Raw genomic sequence first — 21,529 nt, 5'->3', positions numbered from 1 at the left:
CACAATCCCACCGACAACGAGACAGAGGGATAAACTGGACATCAAATAAAAAACGGGATTATTGACTAGTGCATTTATTGAACACTTACTCCAATATAAGTTGCTGTTAATTTAGGGAGATAACGATGAGTACGACAAAGCCAGTTATAGTGATTGTCGGCGGTGGAGCCGGAGGCTTGGAGCTTGCCACTCAATTAGGGCACAAACTCGGAAAGAAAGAGAAAGCCCAGATCCTATTAATCGACAAGAATCGTACCCATATCTGGAAACCTCTGCTTCATGAGGTCGCAACGGGCTCTCTGGACTCAGATCTCGATGGGGTCGTTTATTCTGCCCATGCAGCCAAACATAGTTATCAATTCCAATTAGGGACCTTTTGCGGGTTAGATGCCGATGTTAAGCAATTAACCATGGCACCGATTGTCGATGATGCCGGTTACATCTTACTGCCTGAGCGTCACATCGAGTATGACAAGTTAGTGATCGCAATTGGGAGTGTCAGTAATGATTTCAATACTCCCGGTGTTAAAGACCACTGCTATTTTCTCGACTCCCACCAGCAAGCTAATCGATTCCATAATGCATTATTAGACCGCTTTACCCGGGTTCATCAATCAGACTCTAACAATAAGCTTAATATCGCCATCGTGGGAGGCGGCGCAACCGGCGTTGAGCTATCTGCAGAGCTGTATCATGTCACCGAGATGCTCAAAATCTATGGTCTAAGCAAGATGACCGCCGAGAAACTTAACATACACCTGATTGAAGCCGGTCCTCGCATCCTTCCCGCCCTGCCCGATCGCATTGCAAGCTCTGCCAGGCGGGAACTTCGTAAGCTAGGCGTCAATGTGATGGAGAATACCCGGATCAGTGAGGCCACATCAGAGGGATTTGTCACCGCCGATGGCGACGTAATCGCGGCAAACCTGATGTTATGGGCCGCAGGTGTGAAAGCCCCTGACTTCATCAAAGCCATCGACCTTTTTGAATTAAACAGGGCGAATCAGATACTGGTTAAGCCAAGTTTAATCAGTACCATAGACGAAGCTATCTACGTCATCGGCGATTGCTGCGCCTGCAAACAAGCCGACGGCAGCTTTGTCCCGCCCAGAGCGCAGTCGGCGCATCAGATGGCTGAATGTGTAGAGAAAAACCTTATCCATGAACTCAATGGCGAACCTCGTGAAGCTTATACCTATGTCGACTACGGATCCTTGGTTAACCTATCCAAGTTCAGCACAGTTGGCAGCCTGATGGGCAACCTGACAAAAAACAGCATGTTTGTAGAGGGGAAAATCGCCAGGCTCGTGTATATCTCGCTCTATCGCATGCACCAAAGAGCGATACACGGAACACTTAAGACCATAGGTTTATGGTTTGCGGAGAAGGTTATGCGCGTGGTACGGCCAAGAATGAAGCTGCATTGATTGAAATGGTGGGGCCTGTGGATTAACACAACCCTTTCCTTTATGTGTACATTGTTGTCTCTAGTTTTAAACGACTTAACGATAATGACTGTTATCGTTAAGTTGGAATTGATCGATTACCCTCCACACAAAAGAAGCGTCACTTATTCTTATCTGTAAGTACTTAGGCTCTAATATAACCCTCCCCTAAAATAGTCAGTTTTTAGTTCGTAATTAAATTGACAACGCAAAAGAATCGTCTATTTTTTGTTCAGCCAACTTTAAATGTAATGGAGTACAAAGAATGTCTAGATTTAAATCAACATATTATCCACTATCGTTTCTCCTCACACTTCTCATCTTCATGTCGAGCGTATCTTTTGCCAACGCCAGTGCGAAAAATGAACTGGCAATCAAAAGTATCGCGGTAAACTATGACAAAGAAGAGATAGGCATTTCAGGCGTAAACTTTACTACCAAGGGCAATCCAAAGGTTTTCCTAGCAGAACAAGAACTGACACTGATAAGCCATTCTGATTCCCAGATTTTGGCAGAACTCACCGCCGATATACAAGATGGCGATTACACCCTCAAGGTAAAAACTGGCCCATCTACCAAAGATGTTGCCAGTTACGTCTTGACCATCAAGGCCGTGTATTACAGCACCCAACTGGAAATTTACAGCGCCTCCATCGATCTGGTACAAGATACCATCACCTTGAGCGGGCGTAACTTTGAAAATGGCGATCAACCCACATTAGAACTTGCGACTACGGCGCTGGCATTGGTCAGTTACGATGACAAGGCCTTAGTGGCCTCGCTACCAGCAGACATTGCTGAGCTTGAAGGCTCCTATATTTTGACAGTGAGTACAGGTGAAAAAGCCAAACACAGGGGTGACTACACCATAGTGATCGATCCAGAATATAGCCTAGATTCCCGTAATGGCACCATTGAAGATGTTATCGCCATCGACGTCGATGGTAATGTCGATATTCAGAATGCTGCTATCACTGTTAACGCCAGCAATGGTGATGTAAACATTCACAATGATGATATAAAAGTTACCTCATCGGCCGTCACATTTAATCTACCAGCTAATCTAACCAAGGGACTGGAAACTCCTACTGTGAAAGTTTCAGGCACCATCAGCGGCAATAAACTGGGTATAGGTACTTTATCCCCACAAGCGGCGTTACATGTTAAATCAACCAGTCAATATCAAGCCGACAGCGAGCAAAGAGGACAATATATTGCTCTGTTTGAAAATGATTCCCCTAATTCCAGTAGTGGCGCTGATGGCGTCGCCATCAAGCTGGCTCACGATGACCCCGTCAGCGGTAAGAACAAATTTGTCACTTTTTTTGACAAGAATAACAATGTTGCAGGTGAAATTCGCGGTTTTACCGCAGATCAGGATTACACCTTGCCACCTTCTGTCAACTCCTTGTTTAAATCACCTACAGAGCTTATAACAGGCGGTTTGATTAAAGTTGATACGGGGTTGAAATTTAAATCCGTGACTAGCTTCCCGGGTTTTTTCATTGATTTACCCAGTCCTGTACCAAATATCGATATCGATAGTTTTGGTATTAGTGTTCCATATGATATCACTCCCCCCTCAATCTCGATCTGCAATATTCTCGATAAAGATGACGCGTTAGCTTGCTTTTTTAAAGGGAGGGTTATTAATGACTATCTTAACTGGGGTTATGATAATGGCCTGCTGGATTTTGCCGCCAACAGTCCTTTCGATATCGCCGTTGCCGGAATGAAACTTGCGAAACATATAGAGCGTAATGGTAGCGGTGGCATCAGTTATGCGACCAAGGGGGCCGATTACGCAGAATGGCTTGAGCTCGAAGATACCAATGTGCAATTACGCTGGGGAACTATTGTCGGTGTGACTGGCGGCAGAGTCAGTTTACGCACCGAAGGTGCCGATCATCTATTGGTGATTTCGCGTGCCCCTGCTGTGCTGGGCAATATGCCGTCACAGGACGTACAAGACAATTACGTAATGGTTGGCTTTTTGGGGCAGCTCTATACTGCAGTACATGGCGTAGTCAAAGTCGGCGATTATATCCTAGCCTCCGGACTGAATAACGGCATAGGACGGGCGGTTAATGCTGACAATATAGAATTGGACGATATTGAGCAAATTGTCGGCCGAGCCTGGACAGCCAGCGATGATTCTGGAGTCAAAATGATCAATGTTGCAGTCGGCTTACAAAGTAATGATCTGGCGAAAATCATGCACAGACGCTTTGACGCTCTGGAGCAGAAGATTGACAAAATAAGTTCTCGCCTTAACGGTAGATAACCGAATATAAAATTAAGTGCCTGCCGTATTCACATAGATATGAAGTCGATATAGCGGACTTCATATCTTGCAAACTACATAAATAATTATGGAACAGTTGATCTCCCCGCCCCTCCGATTTTTATAGACACTTCAATTTTGGTTATGAACAGCCCCATTAAAAAACTGCTGGGGCCAGTTCAACTTTATACCTTGGTAATTGTCGTTACCATTAAGTTACTGTCACAGCTATACTTTCAGCATCATTAACAAGGACCGTTAAGGGATAGCATGGAGCACATAGATCTCGGACTGATTTTGGCGATTATCGGTTTATTATGTATCGCGAGTTCAATTCTGTATTACATATCATCAGACGATTAAGCAACGACACTAATCTTGCTCAACTAACACGCCCCCCTGACAGCTAGCTGTGCATCCTCTTCCGGCGGTTCTCTAAGCCATGTCTAAATTGTTCATTAGGCTTCCCCTAGGGTGTGGGCGGTTCGAATACCATGTTAATAACGATTACCATTAAGTTACTAGATACACTTAGGATCATGAATTCAGGCATTTTTCCAATACTTAAACATCTGGGTGTTTCCATATATGGGAACACCCAGATGTTTAAGTAATAAATCGGCCATAAGACATTCAGTTATAGGCCATTCGGATTTTTAGGTACTTTTTGATGGACGTTCTCCCAGCAAATTATTGTCAGGTTATATTAAACCGAGAAACAGCAGTGGTCATCTGAGTGTAATTTATTCATTATCGGATAACCTCCTCCAGCCTGCTGACATCATCCAGATCGACATCCCGGGCTAATTGCTTTTTATAGCTTAACAAATCTTCAAGCTTCATCACTTCGACTTCACGACCAAAAATATTTTTGGTGACTGTAGAATCAAAGTCGATCTCCAGCTCAATCCACATAGAGTCTTTCTCACTAAAGAATCGGCAGTTATCATCGGTGGTGATTTCAACTTTTACACCACTTATAATAAATTGTGTTCCCTCAATATCCCAGAATTCATCTCGGTATCTGGCAGGGCCAAAGGTCTTAAATTGCTCACCAAAATCGGTGACTCTTTTTAATGCCGACTGAGGAAGGTAGAGATCGACATCGTAAAGCTCTCTATCGGAGCCGTATGCATATGCCGCGAGTCCGCCCATGATCATATAGGGAACAGACTCCTGCTCAAGAAAATCGATAATCCAATGAAAGGCGTTTTCGTAACTCATTTTTTCTTATATCCAATATTATTTAATTGCACAGATAGTGCTAACGGATGCGGTTTACAGGAAGTACCTCTGACAGTTCACTATCGAGCATATTCAGCACGGCCTCAAAACCATATTTCGGCAGCCAGCCAAGCTCTCGCTGCGCAAGACTCGAGTCATAAATCCTATCGAGAGATTTGGGTAAGCGCCACCCACGACCTATAAACTCCTGAGCAAGAGTTGGAGCTGACTCCCTAATCACCCCGGCGGCATTGAGATAGAGGCGTTCACAAGAAGATCGAATAAATGGAGTCTGGCCGGAAATAATATAGCGTCTGAAACCAGGCAGGCGCTTGTCTATTGCGCAAGCATGGGCACTGGCGACATCACGAAAGTCGATGCCACGGGTTAACCGATAAACGGCCATCAGATCGGCTGGCTCGGGGAAACATCGGGACATCTGCAGTACCGTCACCGGCAAGTTAAACAGATTAGCGATATTCTCCAGTAACTGCTCCGCCGCTATCTTAGATCTGTGGTAGACCGTTTTAGGCTGAGGCTTAACCTGTTCATTGACCCATCCGGCTCTGCCAGCAGGCGTTGAAGCATGTCCATAGAGCGCAGTGGTGCTGGTAAAGATGAAATGCTTGATCCCGTGTTTCAGCCCCTCTAACGCCAGCAACTCAGTCGCGTTAACGTTGATAGATTCAAATTCGCTATCCGGCACTAATCCGACGTGGGGAGCATGTAGCGCAGCCACATGGACAATAACATCGACCCCATCTAACGCTTTGCCGAGTAGGGCCATATCACGGATATCGCCTACATAATCGACCGTTGAACACGGCGCAGTGTCGATGCCAACCACATGGTGTTGCTGCATCAGCTTGATATAGATGGCGCGCCCGACTCTGCCTGCGCTTCCTGTAACTAAAACCTTCAAGGCCTCTTTCCCTATGTGACTATTTTATCTGCTTCAAGAAATTAACTACCTTGCCCATGTCCCGGGTTCTTGCCATGGGCGCCAATGAGTTCAGGAAAGCCTGACCGTATGGACGGTTAACGATGCGGTTATCACAGAGTATTAATACACCTTTGTCTTTCTCATCACGTATCAATCGACCTACGCCCTGATTGAGTGAGATCACCGCCTGGGGCAATGAAATCGCCGAGAAAGGATCTTTTCCCTCACGGGAGATACTGTCGGCTCTGGCCTTATACAGCGTATCATCGGGTGACACAAAAGGCAGTTTATCGATGATCACGCAGCTCAAGAGTTTACCCCGCACATCGACCCCCTCCCAGAATGCACCGGTTCCGAGTAACACGGCATTACCCAGTTGACGAAACTTTTTGAGCAGACTCTGTTTGCTACCCTGACCTTGCACTAACAAGGGATAGGCAACCCGGCTTTGAAGCACCCTTGCGCAGGCATTCATCATACGATGACTGGTAAACAGGATGAAGGTACGTCCCTGAGCGGCATTAATAGCCTGAGAAGCAATATCGACTAACTCTCTGACCGCAGCTTCCTGATTGCTCACCTTCGACAGATGCCTTGGCACACATAGAAGCGCATTATTTGGGTAATCGAAGGGACTGTCTAAGATCAACTCTCTGGCTTTAGTTACCCCAAGACCCTTGGTAAACAGGGTCAGATCTCGGTTTATCTGCAAGGTTGCAGAGGTAAACACCCAGCTGGTTTGGGCATCAAACAGCTTCTCGCACTCTCGAGCGACATTGATTGGCGCGATACGTAACGTCAGATAACGGTGACCATACTCGACACTGTAGGCAGCTTGATTGTTTTCACATTGAAAAAACAGGGCTAACTTATTGGTAAATCCGTTGAGTTTTTCCAGGCCATCATCCAGATCTTCACTGCGTCCCACATGAGATTGCAACAGGCTCTCGAGTGACTGAAGTTCTTTTAATAGTCCCCATGAACAGGCGGCCAGGTCCTTGTCACCCATCAATTGACGCCAATCAGAACCATCGCGGTCGAACATTTGTTGATGCCAATCATTTAACTGACTGATGCAGCGAGAGGTTAAGGCCTCTATCTGCGGTGAGTCTCTCAGCTCCCTGCGATATATTTCGATAATGGAGTTAAGCAGTTCGGTCAGACTCCGGGTGGAGGTTTGTTGACCGAAATAGGTCACTGCAATATCACTGAGCAAGTGCGCCTCATCGAATACCACCACATCAGAGTCGGGTAGCAGCTCGGCAAACCCCGTCTCTTTCAGGATCCTATCGGCAAAAAACAGGTGATGGTTGACCACGATAATCTTGGCATCCATGGCGCGACTTCTCGCTTTGCGGGTAAAGCACACCTCATAGTGATCGCACCTTTTCCCGGTACACTTTTCGCGGCTGCTGGCAATAAGCGGCAATACATCGGCGTTTTCAGAGATCGAAGTTAACCCGCCAAGATCACCATCGCTGGTCTGCCCCGCCCATTGGTTAATGCGCAGCAGGTCGTCTAACACCTTAGGATCCAATGAATCACAACCATTAAGCTGCTTTTCCATCAGGTCCTGACACAGGTAGTTATTCCGCCCTTTTAATAGTGCGACCTTAGGGGAGATCTCCAACATGGAGAGTAAACTGGGCAGGTCTTTATAAAACAGCTGCTCTTGCAGATTTTTACTGCCGGTACTGATAATCACCTGCTTGCCACTGAGCAACGCGGGAATAAGGTACGCAAAGGTTTTGCCGACACCTGTGCCCGCTTCAACAACCAGATCGCTCTTGTTGACGATAGCATCACAAACGGCCTCGGCCATCTGAACCTGCACATCACGTGCGCTATAGCCTTGAATATGGCGGGCAAGCATGCCATCGCTTCCAAACGCCAGTGCGATCTCTTTTGTCAGTCTGCTGGTCGTTGTGGTTGTTGTGTTAGTCAAGGCGTTCACTTATTAGAATTTTTGGAGGTTAATATGATGATTGAGTCGGTATTATCCCTGTTTATTCTGGTTCTACAAGTGAAATCCCTATGCAAGCTATGTCCCAAGCTCTTGGATTTGTACCGACCTAAATTCAACGCGACGCTATAACATAAACTCGAAAGGTGACTGGCTATAAACGCTCTGCTTAAGGCCGCAGATGATGATCTGTTTTCTTTTTAATTGTCTTATGCCTCTCGCCTAACCCGGCGAAAATAAGAAAGATCACCAAATATGATTATCTGCCAAACAAAACGATAGGATGCAGAGTTCTGATACGGTCAGACCGAGCGGAGAGGCGACAGCGTTAACATGCAGTTAGCTTATAATTACGAAAAATGCAGAATATATACGTAACCAACTCAAAATAAACAACAAAGAATTCAACAAACACTCATCAAGCACTCCTAATTCACTGGAGTATAGCGTTTTGGAACCGATAAGGGGTTCAATTCAATAGGCAGCCCATTGTTCTGCCATGTGAACACTGCCAATAGTAAAGCGAAGATAACCTGACGATATATCTTATAGATGAAGAATATTCATAGGGCAAAATAAGAGGTTGCAATCGATTCAGAAAATGATTAGTTTAAATACAGAGCTTAGCGAACAAGCTTATTTTTTAGATATTAGCCAACAGGCTTATTTTTTCTGATATTAGATTTTTTACGATAAGAGAGATGAACATGATACAGCTTTCGAACACTATCCATCATCATCACCATATGCGGTAGCCTTCGGAAGCTCACTGCCGAAGGACTATTTCCTTCCGGCGGTTGATTCAAGAATATCAAGAACCCCTGGAAGGAATTCCGGGGGTTTTTACGTTTTAGATTAAAAAATTAAACAGATATTGAATCAACTTACAGGAAATAGAAAAATGCCAGAATCAAAAAGATTACGCATCGCCATTCAAAAATCGGGTCGCCTATCAATCGAATCCATGAAGCTGCTAAAAAGCTGTGGCGTTAAATTTACCGTCAACGAACAACGCCTTATAGCCCACTCTGACAACATGCCTATCGACCTGCTTCGGGTACGTGACGACGATATTCCAGGTCTGGTCATGGACGGTGTTGTCGATATGGGGATCATCGGAGAGAACGTGCTCGAAGAGGAGCAGATAGAACGCGAAAGACTCGATAAGCCCTCTACCTGTATCAAGCTACGTGAACTCGATTTCGGTGCTTGTCGCCTCTCTCTCGCCGTCCCGAACGAATTCAATTATGAAGATGCTGCATCGCTGGAGGGATTGCGAATCGCCACCTCTTACCCTAACCTGCTTCGCCGTTACATGCAGAGAAAAGGGATCACCTACAACGACTGTATGCTCAAGGGCTCGGTTGAGGTCGCCCCGCGTGCAGGACTTTCAGATGCTATTTGTGACTTAGTGTCGACCGGGGCAACGCTGGAAGCCAATGGCTTATATGAAACAGAGGTCATCTATCAATCCAAAGCCTGCATTATCCAATCATCACAGCCTCAAGAACCGGCTAAACAGGCGCTGATTGATAAAATCCTCTCTCGAATCAATGGTGTGGTGCGCGCAAAAGAGAGTAAGTACATCTTGCTACACGCCCCGACAGAAACATTAGAGCAGATTGTCGCCCTACTTCCCGGTGCCGAAAACCCAACTGTGCTGCCTCTCAACGACGATACCAACCGTGTGGCTATCCACGCCGTCAGCACCGAGGACCTGTTTTGGGACACCATGGAAGAGCTGACCAAATTAGGGGCAAGCTCCATACTCGTTATGCCAATCGAAAAGATGATGGGGTAGTACAATGCAGATCCTCAATTGGGCATCATTAACCGACACCGACCGTAAGGCGGCACTCTCTCGCTCACCTCTGGTTGGTGACGCGAATCTGGAGCAAGATGTACTCGCGATCGTCAATGAAGTACAGATAAGCAAAGATGCGGCACTTATAGATTACAGCCGCAAGTTTGATGGCGTCATTATCGAAAAGTTGAAGCTGTCTGAGGATGATATCGATGCCGCCTGTGCCCGAGTCGATGAGGAGATAAAATTCGCCGTGGCTCAGGCAATAGATAATATCGACACCTTTCACCAGGCGCAGAAATTTGAGCCTGTGAGCGTCGATACTCAAAAAGGGATCCGCTGTGAACTTCGCTCAGAGCCTATCGAAAAAGTCGGTTTATACATTCCCGGTGGCAGTGCACCGCTGATCTCCACCGTACTCATGTTAGCCTTGCCAGCCAAGATTGCCGGTTGTGAGCAAAGAGTGCTGGTCAGTCCGCCTCCTATAAACGACGCCATCGTCTATGCCGCTAACGCCTGTGGTATCACAGAGATATTTCAGGTCGGCGGCGCGCAGGCCATTGCCGCACTCGCCTTCGGTACCGAATCGGTTCCCGCCGTCGATAAGATTTTTGGTCCCGGAAACCGTTACGTCACCGAGGCCAAGCGTATCGTCTCTCAAGACAGTCGCTGCGTGGTGAGCATAGATATGCCTGCTGGCCCATCTGAAGTGCTATTGATTGCCGATAGCGATGCCAATGCCGAGTTTATTGCGGCCGATCTCCTGTCTCAGGCCGAACACGGCCCGGATTCGCAGGTCATGTTGGTCACAGACTGTGCGAAACTTGCAGATGAGGTGAATCTGGCACTCGCTCGTCAGCTGGAACTCCTGCCCAGAATCGATATTGCGCAGGTAGCCCTGGAGTCCAGTCGCACGCTACTGGTCGATAATATGGAGCAGGCCGCTCAGGTATCAAACCTCTATGGGCCAGAGCACCTTATTATACAAACCCAAAATCCCCGTGAAGTTCTGAAGCAGATCCGCGCCGCAGGCTCTGTCTTCTTAGGGGCTTATACACCTGAGTCGGTGGGTGATTACGCCAGTGGCACTAACCACGTGCTGCCGACCTATGGTTATAGCCGCGCAGTGTCCAGTTTGTCTCTGGCCGATTTTAGCCGACGTTTTACCGTGCAGGAGCTTAGCGCCGAGGGATTAATAGGACTCAGCCAAACCGTTATGACCCTCGCCGCGGCCGAGCAGCTCGATGCTCACAAAAACGCGGTCGCCATTCGCATTGCCAGCCTGCAGTCAGATGTAGCCTTTGAAGCTAAAGGAGTTTGAGATGACAGTGAATACTTCCAGCCAAATAAATCCGGCTCAATTAAATCCGGCTCAATTAAATCTGGCCCAGCGTTTAGCCAGACCTGAGCTGCTCGAGCTTCAGCCCTACCAGTCGGCCAGACGCATTGGCGGACGCGGCGATATCTGGATCAATGCCAACGAGTCGCCCTTTAATAACAGCCGACTCGACAAACTCAACCGCTACCCTGAGTGCCAGCCACCCGAGCTTATCTCGGTCTATAGCCGTTACTCGGGAGTGGCTACGGACAGCATAATCACAGGGCGCGGCGCCGATGAGGCGATTGAGCTACTCATTCGCACCTTCTGTGTCCCGGGTGTCGATTCCATCGCCTGCTTTGGCCCCACCTATGGCATGTATGCCATCAGTGCCAAAACCTTTAATGTCGGCGTCAATGCACTGAGTCTGACCGATAACTACCAACTGCCCACAGAGATAGAGGCTCAGGTCGGCGATGCAAAACTGGTATTTATCTGCAACCCTAACAACCCCACAGGCACGGTGATAGACAGGGCCAGCATAGAAACTGTGATTACCAGTCTGCCAGACAGGTTGGTGGTCGCCGATGAGGCCTACATCGAGTTTTGTCCCGACTATAGCGTCGCCGATCTTATTGAAAAGTATGATAACTTAGTGGTGCTTCGTACCCTGTCCAAGGCTTTTGCACTCGCCGGTGCCCGCTGCGGTTTTATGCTGGCTAACCCGCAGATCTGCGAGATGGTGATGCGCGTTATCGCCCCCTATCCGGTTCCCCTGCCGGTATCTGAACTGGCGTGCGCGGCGCTTAGCGATGACGGGATCAAGGTCATGCGTGAACAGGTCGCCGATATGAAGGCTAATGGTGCCCGCTTAAGCGATGCCTTGTGTGATTTCGGGGCTAAGGTATTACCGGCAAACGGCAATTTTGTGCTGGCGGAATTTGATGACCCCCAAGAAGCGGCCGCCAAGCTGACTAAGGCCGGCGTAGTCGCGAGAACCTATTCAGATCCACGCCTGAGTAACAGCATTCGTTTCAGCTTTAGCAACAAAGAAGAGACCGACTATCTCATCGAACAATTGTCGTAATAACGGTCGCAATAGCTATTTAAATGACAAGAAAAAAGCATTTAACCAAATTGAAGGTAGAGAGTTCATGAAGCAGAAAATATTATTTATCGACCGTGATGGCACCATCATCGAAGAGCCTGTCACCGACAAGCAGGTGGATAGCCTGGCTAAGCTGGTTTTCGAACCCACAGTGATCCCCGCCTTGTTGAAATTGCAAAATGCCGGTTATCGTCTGGTCATGGTGAGTAACCAAGATGGTTTAGGCACGCCCTCGTTTCCTAAGGATGACTTCGATGCCCCTCAGGATATGATGATGCAGATCCTAAGCAGTCAGGGCATTATCTTCGATGACGTGCTTATCTGCCCGCACTTTAACGATGAGAACTGCAGTTGCCGCAAACCAAAACTCGGGCTGATCAAAGATTACCTGACGCTCGGCAAGGTCGACTTCACTCAATCTGCCGTGATTGGCGATCGCGAAACGGACATGGGACTCGCCGATGCCATGGGCATTCAGGGCCTGCAATATGACCGTGAGACACTCAACTGGAATACCATTGCCGATACGCTACTCAACCGCAACCGCATCGCAACCGTGGTAAGAACAACCAAAGAGACCGACATTCAAGTCACCATAGATCTCGACTCACAAGAGAAAGGCAAGATAGTCACCGGCATAGGCTTCTTCGACCACATGCTGGATCAAATCTCGACTCACGGTAACTTCAAGATGGACGTCAAGGTCGATGGCGATCTCGAGATAGACGATCATCACAGCGTCGAAGATACGGCGCTGGCAATTGGCGAAGCGCTCAGAGCGGCCCTTGGCGAAAAACGCGGTATCGCACGATTTGGCTTCAGCATTCCCATGGATGAAGCAAGCGCCGAGTGTCTGCTCGACCTGTCGGGTCGCCCCTTCATCAAGTTTGATGGCGAGTTCGAGCGTGAGATGGTCGGAGAGATGGCCACCGAAATGGTGCCCCACTTCTTCCGCTCCTTCGCCGACGGCCTGCGCTGCACCCTGCACCTCAAAACCTTGGGCGATAACGATCACCACAAGGTCGAAAGCCTCTATAAAGTCTTAGGCCGCACCCTGCGTCAGGCCGTTAAGGTTGAGGGTGATCTGCTCCCCTCGAGTAAAGGTGTCTTATGAACCAAGCAGACAATTCGACCGTTATCATAGACACGGGCTGCGCGAATCTAAGCTCTGTGCGCTATGCCTTCGAGCGCATTTGCAACGATGTCATCGTCAGTGACGATCATGCTCTGATTAAAGCCGCAACCCGGGTGGTACTACCCGGCGTAGGTACCGCAGGTGCGGCGATGGCCTCGTTGAAAGACAAAAAGCTCGTCGAGTTAATTCAGGGATTAACCCAACCTGTGCTGGGCGTCTGTTTAGGGATGCAGATGATGACTCAGGTATCGAAAGAGCATGGCGGGCGAGAGGTCGACTGTGAATGTCTGGGCCTTATCCCAACCGATGTTGAGGAGCTCGACAGTCAGGGACAACCCCTGCCCCACATGGGCTGGAATCAGATCACCCCATCAGCGCACCCGTTATTTTCGGGCATCCCGGCAGGCAGCTATCTCTACTTTGTTCATAGCTACCGGGTACCGCTGAGCGACTACACCATAGCAAAATGTGAATATGGTGAAACGTTCAGCGCCGCCATCGCCAAAGATAACTTTATGGGCGTACAGTTTCACCCGGAAAAAAGCGCGGCTATCGGGTCAAAAATATTAAGCAACTTCTTAGCGTTAGACAAAGCCAGCCTTAACGCTGCAATTCAGGAGCCGAAGTCATGATAATTCCAGCAATCGATCTCATCGAGGGTCAGGTAGTACGTCTGTATCAGGGCGATTACGCTCAGAAGACTACCTTCGACCTCTCTCCCCTGTCTCAACTCAAATCCTATGAGACACAAGGGGCCAACTGGCTTCATATTGTCGATCTCACCGGCGCTAAAGATCCCAATGCCCGTCAAACCCGCTTAATTGCCGGGCTGGTTTCCGGCCTGGATGCCAATATTCAGGTGGGTGGTGGTATTCGCACAGAAGCCCAGCTCGCCGAGCTGCTGGAGATCGGGGTGAAGCGTGTGGTTATCGGGTCTCTGGCCGTAAAAGAGACCGCCCTGGTACAGAGCTGGTTTAAAAAGTACGGCGCCGATGCCATCTGTCTGGCATTAGATGTGAATATCAACGAGCAGGGCGAGAAAATTGTTGCGGTATCTGGCTGGCAGTCCGGTGGTGGCAAGAGCTTAGAGTCTCTCGTCGACGCCTTTAAACCTTATGGTCTTAAACACGCGTTAGTGACCGATATCAGCCGCGACGGCACGCTGAAAGGCGCCAATACCGACTTGTATAGTGAGATAGCGGCAACCTATCCGGATATCAACTGGCAAGCCTCAGGCGGCATTGCCACACTCGATGATGTGGCGGCGGTCAAAGAAAGCGGCGCCGATGGCATTATCATAGGTAAAGCACTCTTAATCGAAAACTTTACCGTCCGGGAGGCGATCCAATGTTGGCCAAATCCACAATAACGCCATGCTCGAATGTTTCGATCAATGATAATAACAGTGACAACGAACACACCTCTTCGGGAGAAGCTAAATGCTAGCTAAGCGCATCGTTCCCTGTCTGGACGTTAAAGAGGGCAAAGTTGTCAAGGGTGTGCAGTTTCGTAACCATGAAATTGTCGGTGATATCGTGCCGTTAGCCGCAAGGTACGCCGAAGAGGGTGCCGATGAGCTGGTGTTTTATGATATTACCGCCAGTGCCCATGACCGGGTGATCGACAAATCCTGGGTAAGCCGGGTTGCAGAGCGTATCGATATCCCCTTCTGCGTCGCCGGAGGCATAAAAACCATCGCCCAGGCACGAGAGAAACTGGCCTTCGGTGCAGATAAGATATCGATTAACTCACCAGCGTTGACCGATCCCAGCCTAATTGAACGTCTGCAAGATGAGTTTGGCCGCCAGTGTATCGTCATCGGTATCGACTCCTACTTCGACTCAGACAGCAACAGCTATAAGGTGAAACAGTTTACCGGCGATGAATCTGCCACCAAAGACACCCAATGGTTCACCCAGGACTGGGTGCAGGAGGTTCAAAAACGCGGCTGCGGTGAGATAGTCCTCAACGTCATGAATCAAGATGGTGTGCGCCAGGGCTACGATCTCAAGCAACTGTCCATGGTTCGTGAGATCTGTGATGTGCCCCTTATCGCCTCTGGTGGTGCGGGCACCATGGCGCACTTCAAAGAAGTATTCGAAGTGGCCAGGGTCGATGCGGCGCTCGCTGCCAGTGTCTTTCATAAGGGCATCATCGACATCGGCGAGCTTAAAAACTACCTATTTGAAAATAATATCGCCATCAGGCGCTAACCCAAATTATCGGCTCTTCTCTGTATTATGATATTGATATAGAGAGAAGTAACAGGAAACCTGACATGACAGTGACCGCAGAACAATTATCAAGCCAGCTCGACTGGGAAAAACAAGCGGGATTGATCCCTGCCGTGGTACAGAACCACCTCACGGGAAAAGTCCTTATGCTGGGCTACATGGACAAGTCCGCTCTGGCTAAAACTATAGAGACGAAAAGCGTGACCTTCTTCAGCCGAAGCAAGCAGCGGTTGTGGACCAAAGGCGAAACCTCGGGAAATACCCTCGAGCTTATCGCCATCGATAAAGACTGTGACAACGACAGCCTCTTGGTACAGGTTATACCCAATGGCCCGACCTGCCACCTGCAGACAGAGAGTTGCTGGCCGGACGGTAATGCTCATACCTTTATCGATAACCTGTCACACTTAATCGCCTCGCGAAAAGGAGAAGATCCTGAGTCGAGTTACACCGCTCATCTTTTTGAACGCGGCACTAAACGCATCGCACAAAAAGTCGGTGAAGAGGGGTTGGAAACGGCCTTAGCCGCGGCGACGAATGATAAACCTGAGCTGATAGATGAAGCATCCGATCTCATCTATCACCTATTGGTATTGCTCGAAGATCAGGATTTAGAATTGGCAGATATCACCGGAAACTTACTTAAACGTCATAACAAGGCGAGCCTGAACTAAGCCTGAAGGGCGAATATTCAATGAGGCGATTTTCAACGCAGTAAGAGCACCTCGGGTGCTCTTTTTATATCCTTCATTGAAATAAAACCGTAAAGTTTTAATAAACCACCTGCAAAATAATAAAAAAGGAGTATAAAATGACTTATGAAAAAGTTGTAAACGCGTTACGTAACGGCATTAAGTCAAAGCTGAAACAAAAGCAGTAACACAGCCGTAAAAGGAATTGGCTTATCATGTCCCTTAAAACAATCTGGCCTTTGCTGCTTACGCTTTTCGCACTCCTCATACTATCCCCGCTATCAAGCAATCAAACCCAAGCCGATGAGCTCACCTACCTTGTCATATCGAATCAAGCCGAGCCCTTCCAGATCGTTAGTCAAAAAGTTAATCATACTGAACCGGTACACCAGGGGATCATCAGTGACATCGTATATGCATCCCTCAAAGAGAGCGAAGTAGAGGTCACCACACTCGCCTACCCGTTTAAGCGATATATCTTGATGATGGATCCACAACACACACCCAGATGGATAAGCTATGGCTCACCGGCCTGGCAAACGATTCACGGCGAAGAGGCACAAAACAAACGCCTGTCGAAAAATAAATTGTTCGATGTCTCTCATGTGCTTGTCACGAAAGATGATTCGGCATTCACCGTAAACCGAGTCGACGATCTGTTTGGTAAAACCATCATTACTCTCAAGGGGTTTTCCTACCCGGGACTCGACAGATACATCAAGGCAGGCCTGATATTCAAGGTTGAGGTTAACAGCCACGAAAACGCGCTCAAGGCGGTAGAAACCGGCCGCGGCATAGGCTTTGTCGCCATGAAAACCCGCGCCCTCTATACCATCAACAGTGCAGGGTTAAATCGCAACGAGTTTACCTTAGTCGACTTCGCTAAGGTTATCGCCCCCTATCCAATATACCTCTCGTTCAGCGATGCTGTGCCTGAAAAACTTATCGAACAAGTGGATCAGCAAGTGTTAAAACTGAAACAGAGTCATAGAATCGATGAGATCATCCACTCATACTTGGGCGAGTAAGCACGATATTAGTCACGGGAGCAGCTACAAGAGCAGGTGTTTAATCGTTCTGGTTAATAACTGAGTAATCGGCGGGAACGTGATACCTCTCTAATATCTCCTGGTATTCTCCGTTTTGCTGTATTCGCTTGAGCCCCATATTTAACAGCTGTGTGAGCTTATCTCCTCCCGGGTAATCGGGTGAGATCATAAGGTGGAATGCCGAGCTGCTTTCGGCCTTTGCAGCCACTGCATAAGTGCCAAGGTAAGACGGTGCCGTTTTTCTAATCAGGTTCCAACCGACAAGTTCATCGATAAGGGTAAAATCGATACGTTTAATACGTAACATCTCGATATTTTGCCTGTCAGAGGTGACGTAACTAGTGGTTAAACCGGCATCTTTAAAATCTTGTTCATACCAATACCCCCGCACGCCACCGATTTTATATCCCTTGAAATCTGCCAGTGTCTGCCACTCGAATCCATCGGGGAAACGCGAACGGTTATAGAAAAATTTCGGAAAGAAATAGATAATCGGCCCCGAAAACCCGAAAGTCTCGACTCGGGCTTTTGTCTTCAGATAGGGGAAAGTAGCAAACGCCTTTCCGGCCTGAACCTCATGCTCCCCCCTCAACCAAGGCAGAAAATCAAATTCGGGGCGAATATAACTGCCTCTGAAAGCGGCACGAATAATATCGGGAAATATACCGCTCACCCTGCCCTCATCGTCGATAACATAAGGCTCATAAGGGCTGGTCACAAAAACCAGAGACTGTGAACTGTCAGACTCACTAACGACCGCCCACACTTTTATGCCTGGGCAAACTCCCAGACATAAAGTGATGAATAATAAAAGGTACTTAACAGATGTCATCATGCCTCAATGCTCAGCGTGCTGGCGCAAATATTCATAAAATAAAATGATCCCTTTAACTGATTTTACCCACGTCCCAATCTCGCCAATTATCAACAAATTATGACTCGCCAGATATCGTTCTACACAGTAAAGATAGTCTGTGAAATCCATCATTGCTACGACTCGGTGGCTAAGATGAAGGTCGCAGCCGAAAACGTCCTTTAAAATCTCCCTTTAGACGTTTACAAGAACAGACAATTCACCGATTAACATAGTGTTGGGAAATATAAGTTCTGCTACAATTCCCGCCGAAATCATCCAATAAAAAAATAGTACCCTATGAATCTCTCAAATAAAGTTCTAGCAGTTAATGATGATCTTCCTATCCGCACAGATAAGGCCGTTCATTCAGGTAAAGTTCGCAGCGTTTACTGGCTCACAGAGCAAGACAGCGCACGTCTTATTAAAGACAAAGGTTACGACGTCCCGGCCAATACCCCCCTCGCGATCATGGTGATCAGCGACCGGATCTCTGCATTCGATTGTATCTGGAAAGGCGAAGATGGCCTCAACGGTGTTCCCGGTAAAGGCGCGGCGTTAAATGCCATCTCAAACCACTGGTTTAAGCTGTTTAAAGAAAAAGGCTTAGCCGACAGCCATATCCTCGATGTGCCACACCCATTCGTCTGGATAGTACAAAAAGCGCAACCTGTCATGGTTGAAGCGATTGCAAGACAGTACATCACTGGCTCAATGTGGCGCGCCTACACCAAAGGCGAACGTGAGTTTTGTGGCATCACCCTGCCTGAAGGGTTAGAGAAAGATCAAAAGCTGCCGGAACTGCTGATCACACCGTCGACTAAAGGCGTGCTGACAGGTCTTGAAGGCGTACCGGAAGCGGACGATGTCAACGTATCACGCTGCGATCTCGAACGTCATCTGGAAGGCTTTAACTTCCACAATGCTTCAGATATCGATCTCTACGAGAAACTGCTCAAAGAGGGCTTCGCTGTTATCAGTGATGCACTGGCCGAACAAGATCAGATCTTCATCGATACCAAGTTTGAGTTTGGATACGTTAATGGCGCCGACGGTAAAGAGAAACTCATCTATATGGATGAAGTGGGCACACCAGACAGCTCACGCATCTGGGATGGTCCGGCTCACCGCGACGGTCAGATAATCGAGAAGTCTAAAGAGGGCTTCAGACAGTGGCTACTCAACCACTTCCCGGATCCAGATATCCTGCTCAACAAGGAGCGTATGCCTGAGCGTTTCGCCCTGGCTCGTGATAACAAGCTACCGCAATCGGTCATGCTGGATATCTCTAACACCTATGTGGGCATTGCCGAGAAAGTGATCGGTGAGAAGCTGACTATCAGCGAGAACCCTAAGCAAGAGATCATCGATATTCTGCGCAATGAATATCAGCTGATTGCTGACTAAGCTTGCCTCAACAGGGTTCTGATGCTGTTAAGTTAAGTTAAGTTAAGTTAAGTTAAGTAATGCAAGCAAAGTTGAAGTGATATAAACAGTAATAAGCCGCAGCGTCATGCAAATGAAGCTGCGGCTTTTTCTCTTGCCAAAGAGATTCTGGCTCCCACGTACGCTTCCCCCTTAATGTCCCCCTTTTAATATCAAGCCCCCCCAAAGTTAGCGAGTCTTCGAATGAAGACTGATTACATTTTTTGGTTTAGCTTCTGGTTGAGTTGGTATTGGAGAGTTTTTGTGAAGGTTATACCTTCGTTGCTATTTAGCGCTTCCCAGCGTGGGGATGTGCAGATACACCTGGTTATTTATTTCTTCGAATAAAAGTTTCGAAGTTTGCTCCGATACCTATACGTCTTGGAACTTATGTGTAAATGCCGAAAATGTGGGGGGCATTTTCGGCATTATTTATATGCTTACAATTGCATGTTAACGTGTCGATTCACTTAGAGCGTGTATCTGATACCTACGGCTACACCATCATCTTCCGAGAGAGACATTTTCTCCTCTATATCCTTGTCATCACTGGTGAAATCGCTGTAATCTTTACGTGCTTCTACATACAGCACTGTGTTCACATCCCAAACATAGTGCAGGCCTGCAACGATGAACTGACGCTTAAATACGTCGTTTGGATCGGCACTGTTTGGCTGAATAACGTAATCGCTACCCGCATCTAAGACGTTATAGGAGATAAATGGACGCAGACCATTATCAAACTTATATGAGAACAGAGATTCGATACCATAAGAGTCTTTAATTAGACGGCCTAGGTTATCGGTATCGTGATTTTCATTTTTGTTGAAGTTAGCTGCTGCATAGAAGCCCTCACTATCGAAGCCTCCCCAGGTGGCTCCGACGCCATAAATAAGATCGGTTGCAGTTATCATTTCACCGGTATTAAAAGCCACTTCAAACTCACCGCGGTTAACACCAGTGGTTAACGTGAGCTTATCTGTAGCCAGATAAGTAATAGAGCCACCGTAAGTGTAATCATAATGGACCTCTTGTGACTCTTCGTTAGCCTTCCAACGTTCTTCACAATCAGTGCCGAGATCTTGTGCTTCTTCACAGGTATAAAAAATATCGTGTTTCAGCTGAGCTTGAAGTGCGAAGCTCACATCACCGAAATTGTTACGGTATTGAACCACCTTATCACCGCGACCTGTACCATTGATCGCACCATCGGCCTTGTTATAGGTATACACACCTGCGGCGTTGCCGTCCCATACGAAGCCATAGTTAGTGTTATAAACAACGTCGTACCAAGCGCCCCACTGCTTACCTATGCTTAAGGTACCGTACGTATCATGGCCAATACCGACATAACCGAGGCGGTTATTTAAAAAATCTCCGCTCTTAGACTCGAAGTTACTCTCACTGCTATAAACTATTTCACTGTTACCGAATGGGTTAACGCCCCACTCCAGCTTAGTGAACGCTTTCCAGCCATCACTCATTTCACGGGTGAAACCAAAGTTAATCCGTGACGCGCCGTTAACGACTTCAGTCGCGGCTTGGGTATTGATGACACGTGCGTCCATGAAGCCACCTATCTCCACTGTGTTCTTGTCATCTTTATAGATTTCGATTGCCGCAACTGATGGGGCAAATATTACGGCAGCTAAAGCCGTTGCTAGTAAATTGTATTTCATCTAGTGTTAAACCTTCTATGGCCTGTTTCCCTACTACTAGTGAGACTAGCAAAGTATTAACAAATCACCAGAAAGCGTTAACCTTTAAGGCTTTATTTTTATCATTAGCTTCAACTTCAACCGAATAAGGCTCCATCACCTTAGAATGAAGCTGGTTGCATTTCTATTTTGGTTCAATTTTAACTTGGTATTTGGATGGGGACATATATGCCGAACTTGCCCTTAGATAGCATAATCCGTGTGGGCTCTACCGAAGCTAACAGCCGCATCTTCATATCTATCTAACGCCTGCCCGGCGGGCGATGTGCAAATACTTCTGCGAAACGCCGCAAGCACAGTCCTTGTGGGCTCGACGATGGCATCCATGCCATCA

Annotated in this window: 17 protein-coding genes; 12 read left to right on the top strand and 5 right to left on the bottom strand. The window is 47.7% G+C overall.

Translation table 11 applies throughout. The annotated features are described in order from the left end of the window. Positions 1-125: 125 nt before the first annotated feature. Together EKG38_RS07970 and EKG38_RS07965 are read left to right on the top strand one after the other, a co-directional pair. Positions 126-1,427, top strand: coding sequence for an NAD(P)/FAD-dependent oxidoreductase (locus tag EKG38_RS07970; RefSeq protein WP_126519738.1), 1,302 nt, complete (start codon positions 126-128; stop codon positions 1,425-1,427). A 283-nt stretch (positions 1,428-1,710) separates the two neighbouring features. Beyond that, positions 1,711-3,729 (top strand): IPT/TIG domain-containing protein, encoded by a 2,019-nt coding sequence (locus EKG38_RS07965; protein WP_126519737.1) that lies wholly within the window; start codon positions 1,711-1,713, stop codon positions 3,727-3,729. Positions 3,730-4,479: 750 nt separating this feature from the next. On the opposite strand, the gene EKG38_RS07960 is transcribed toward EKG38_RS07965, so the two are convergent. The 3 genes from EKG38_RS07960 to yoaA are packed head-to-tail and all read right to left on the bottom strand — an operon-like array spanning position 4,480 to position 7,850. Beyond that, positions 4,480-4,953, bottom strand: a complete 474-nt coding sequence (locus EKG38_RS07960) for a nucleotidyltransferase (RefSeq protein WP_126519736.1) — start codon at positions 4,951-4,953, stop codon at positions 4,480-4,482. 40 nt (positions 4,954-4,993) lie between these two features. Further along, positions 4,994-5,875: an NAD-dependent epimerase/dehydratase family protein gene (locus EKG38_RS07955; RefSeq protein WP_126519735.1), complete on the bottom strand. Its 882-nt coding sequence runs from the start codon at positions 5,873-5,875 to the stop codon at positions 4,994-4,996. A gap of 19 nt (positions 5,876-5,894) precedes the next feature. Beyond that, positions 5,895-7,850 (bottom strand): DNA repair helicase YoaA, encoded by a 1,956-nt coding sequence (gene yoaA, locus EKG38_RS07950; protein ID WP_126519734.1) that lies wholly within the window; start codon positions 7,848-7,850, stop codon positions 5,895-5,897. Between the two features lie 910 nt (positions 7,851-8,760). Between yoaA and hisG the strand changes: the two genes are divergently transcribed. The 9 genes from hisG (at position 8,761) to EKG38_RS07905 (ending at position 17,178) form a co-directional block, all read left to right on the top strand. Beyond that, on the top strand, positions 8,761-9,660 hold the full coding sequence (hisG, locus tag EKG38_RS07945; RefSeq protein ID WP_012142881.1) for an ATP phosphoribosyltransferase: 900 nt from the start codon (positions 8,761-8,763) through the stop codon (positions 9,658-9,660). Positions 9,661-9,664: 4 nt separating this feature from the next. Continuing rightward, entirely contained in the window at positions 9,665-10,984 is a 1,320-nt protein-coding gene (hisD, locus tag EKG38_RS07940) for a histidinol dehydrogenase (protein ID WP_126519733.1), read from the top strand. A gap of 1 nt (position 10,985) precedes the next feature. Then, the gene (gene hisC, locus EKG38_RS07935; RefSeq protein ID WP_126519732.1) at positions 10,986-12,068 is read left to right on the top strand and encodes a histidinol-phosphate transaminase; all 1,083 of its coding nucleotides are present in this window, start codon (positions 10,986-10,988) and stop codon (positions 12,066-12,068) included. Positions 12,069-12,135: 67 nt separating this feature from the next. Further along, positions 12,136-13,203 carry a bifunctional histidinol-phosphatase/imidazoleglycerol-phosphate dehydratase HisB gene (gene hisB, locus EKG38_RS07930; protein ID WP_126519731.1) on the top strand — a complete coding sequence of 356 codons (1,068 nt, stop codon included), beginning with the start codon at positions 12,136-12,138 and terminating at the stop codon, positions 13,201-13,203. Further along, on the top strand, positions 13,200-13,856 hold the full coding sequence (gene hisH / locus EKG38_RS07925; RefSeq protein WP_126519730.1) for an imidazole glycerol phosphate synthase subunit HisH: 657 nt from the start codon (positions 13,200-13,202) through the stop codon (positions 13,854-13,856). The genes hisB and hisH overlap by 4 nt, the downstream gene beginning before the upstream one ends. Beyond that, positions 13,853-14,593, top strand: a complete 741-nt coding sequence (gene hisA / locus EKG38_RS07920; protein WP_126519729.1) for a 1-(5-phosphoribosyl)-5-[(5-phosphoribosylamino)methylideneamino]imidazole-4-carboxamide isomerase — start codon at positions 13,853-13,855, stop codon at positions 14,591-14,593. Before hisH ends, hisA begins: the two co-directional genes overlap by 4 nt. A 70-nt stretch (positions 14,594-14,663) precedes the next feature. Beyond that, positions 14,664-15,437 carry an imidazole glycerol phosphate synthase subunit HisF gene (gene hisF, locus EKG38_RS07915; protein WP_126519728.1) on the top strand — a complete coding sequence of 258 codons (774 nt, stop codon included), beginning with the start codon at positions 14,664-14,666 and terminating at the stop codon, positions 15,435-15,437. Positions 15,438-15,502: 65 nt separating this feature from the next. Beyond that, the gene (gene hisIE / locus EKG38_RS07910) at positions 15,503-16,132 is read left to right on the top strand and encodes a bifunctional phosphoribosyl-AMP cyclohydrolase/phosphoribosyl-ATP diphosphatase HisIE (protein WP_126519727.1); all 630 of its coding nucleotides are present in this window, start codon (positions 15,503-15,505) and stop codon (positions 16,130-16,132) included. 233 nt (positions 16,133-16,365) lie between these two features. Continuing rightward, positions 16,366-17,178, top strand: coding sequence for a substrate-binding periplasmic protein (locus tag EKG38_RS07905; RefSeq protein ID WP_126519726.1), 813 nt, complete (start codon positions 16,366-16,368; stop codon positions 17,176-17,178). 40 nt (positions 17,179-17,218) lie between these two features. Here the strand turns inward: EKG38_RS07905 and EKG38_RS07900 are convergent, their stop codons facing one another. Continuing rightward, entirely contained in the window at positions 17,219-17,965 is a 747-nt protein-coding gene (locus tag EKG38_RS07900; protein WP_246033115.1) for a substrate-binding periplasmic protein, read from the bottom strand. Positions 17,966-18,352: 387 nt separating this feature from the next. Between EKG38_RS07900 and EKG38_RS07895 the strand changes: the two genes are divergently transcribed. After that, entirely contained in the window at positions 18,353-19,459 is a 1,107-nt protein-coding gene (locus EKG38_RS07895; RefSeq protein WP_126519725.1) for a phosphoribosylaminoimidazolesuccinocarboxamide synthase, read from the top strand. A gap of 488 nt (positions 19,460-19,947) precedes the next feature. Here EKG38_RS07895 and EKG38_RS07890 read toward each other — a convergent pair whose 3' ends face one another. Beyond that, positions 19,948-21,156 carry a porin gene (locus EKG38_RS07890; protein ID WP_126519724.1) on the bottom strand — a complete coding sequence of 403 codons (1,209 nt, stop codon included), beginning with the start codon at positions 21,154-21,156 and terminating at the stop codon, positions 19,948-19,950. Between the last annotated feature and the right edge of the window lie 373 nt (positions 21,157-21,529).

Origin of the sequence: Shewanella canadensis (genome assembly GCF_003966225.1) — a bacterium.
In the GTDB taxonomy this organism is placed as follows: Bacteria; Pseudomonadota; Gammaproteobacteria; order Enterobacterales; family Shewanellaceae; genus Shewanella; species Shewanella canadensis.
Note: the sequence above shows the minus strand (reverse complement) of the source record. Positions and strands in the feature narration are given on the sequence as shown.

Coding starts and splice junctions, on each gene's coding strand:
- EKG38_RS07905 (WP_126519726.1), top strand. CDS start 16,366: ATGTCCCTTAAAACAATCTGGCCTTTGCTGCTTACGCTTTTCGCACTC.
- EKG38_RS07965 (WP_126519737.1), top strand. CDS start 1,711: ATGTCTAGATTTAAATCAACATATTATCCACTATCGTTTCTCCTCACA.
- EKG38_RS07960 (WP_126519736.1), bottom strand. CDS start 4,953: ATGAGTTACGAAAACGCCTTTCATTGGATTATCGATTTTCTTGAGCAG.
- hisF (WP_126519728.1), top strand. CDS start 14,664: ATGCTAGCTAAGCGCATCGTTCCCTGTCTGGACGTTAAAGAGGGCAAA.
- hisD (WP_126519733.1), top strand. CDS start 9,665: ATGCAGATCCTCAATTGGGCATCATTAACCGACACCGACCGTAAGGCG.
- EKG38_RS07970 (WP_126519738.1), top strand. CDS start 126: ATGAGTACGACAAAGCCAGTTATAGTGATTGTCGGCGGTGGAGCCGGA.
- EKG38_RS07890 (WP_126519724.1), bottom strand. CDS start 21,156: ATGAAATACAATTTACTAGCAACGGCTTTAGCTGCCGTAATATTTGCC.
- hisB (WP_126519731.1), top strand. CDS start 12,136: ATGAAGCAGAAAATATTATTTATCGACCGTGATGGCACCATCATCGAA.
- hisA (WP_126519729.1), top strand. CDS start 13,853: ATGATAATTCCAGCAATCGATCTCATCGAGGGTCAGGTAGTACGTCTG.
- hisIE (WP_126519727.1), top strand. CDS start 15,503: ATGACAGTGACCGCAGAACAATTATCAAGCCAGCTCGACTGGGAAAAA.
- hisH (WP_126519730.1), top strand. CDS start 13,200: ATGAACCAAGCAGACAATTCGACCGTTATCATAGACACGGGCTGCGCG.
- hisG (WP_012142881.1), top strand. CDS start 8,761: ATGCCAGAATCAAAAAGATTACGCATCGCCATTCAAAAATCGGGTCGC.
- hisC (WP_126519732.1), top strand. CDS start 10,986: ATGACAGTGAATACTTCCAGCCAAATAAATCCGGCTCAATTAAATCCG.
- EKG38_RS07895 (WP_126519725.1), top strand. CDS start 18,353: ATGAATCTCTCAAATAAAGTTCTAGCAGTTAATGATGATCTTCCTATC.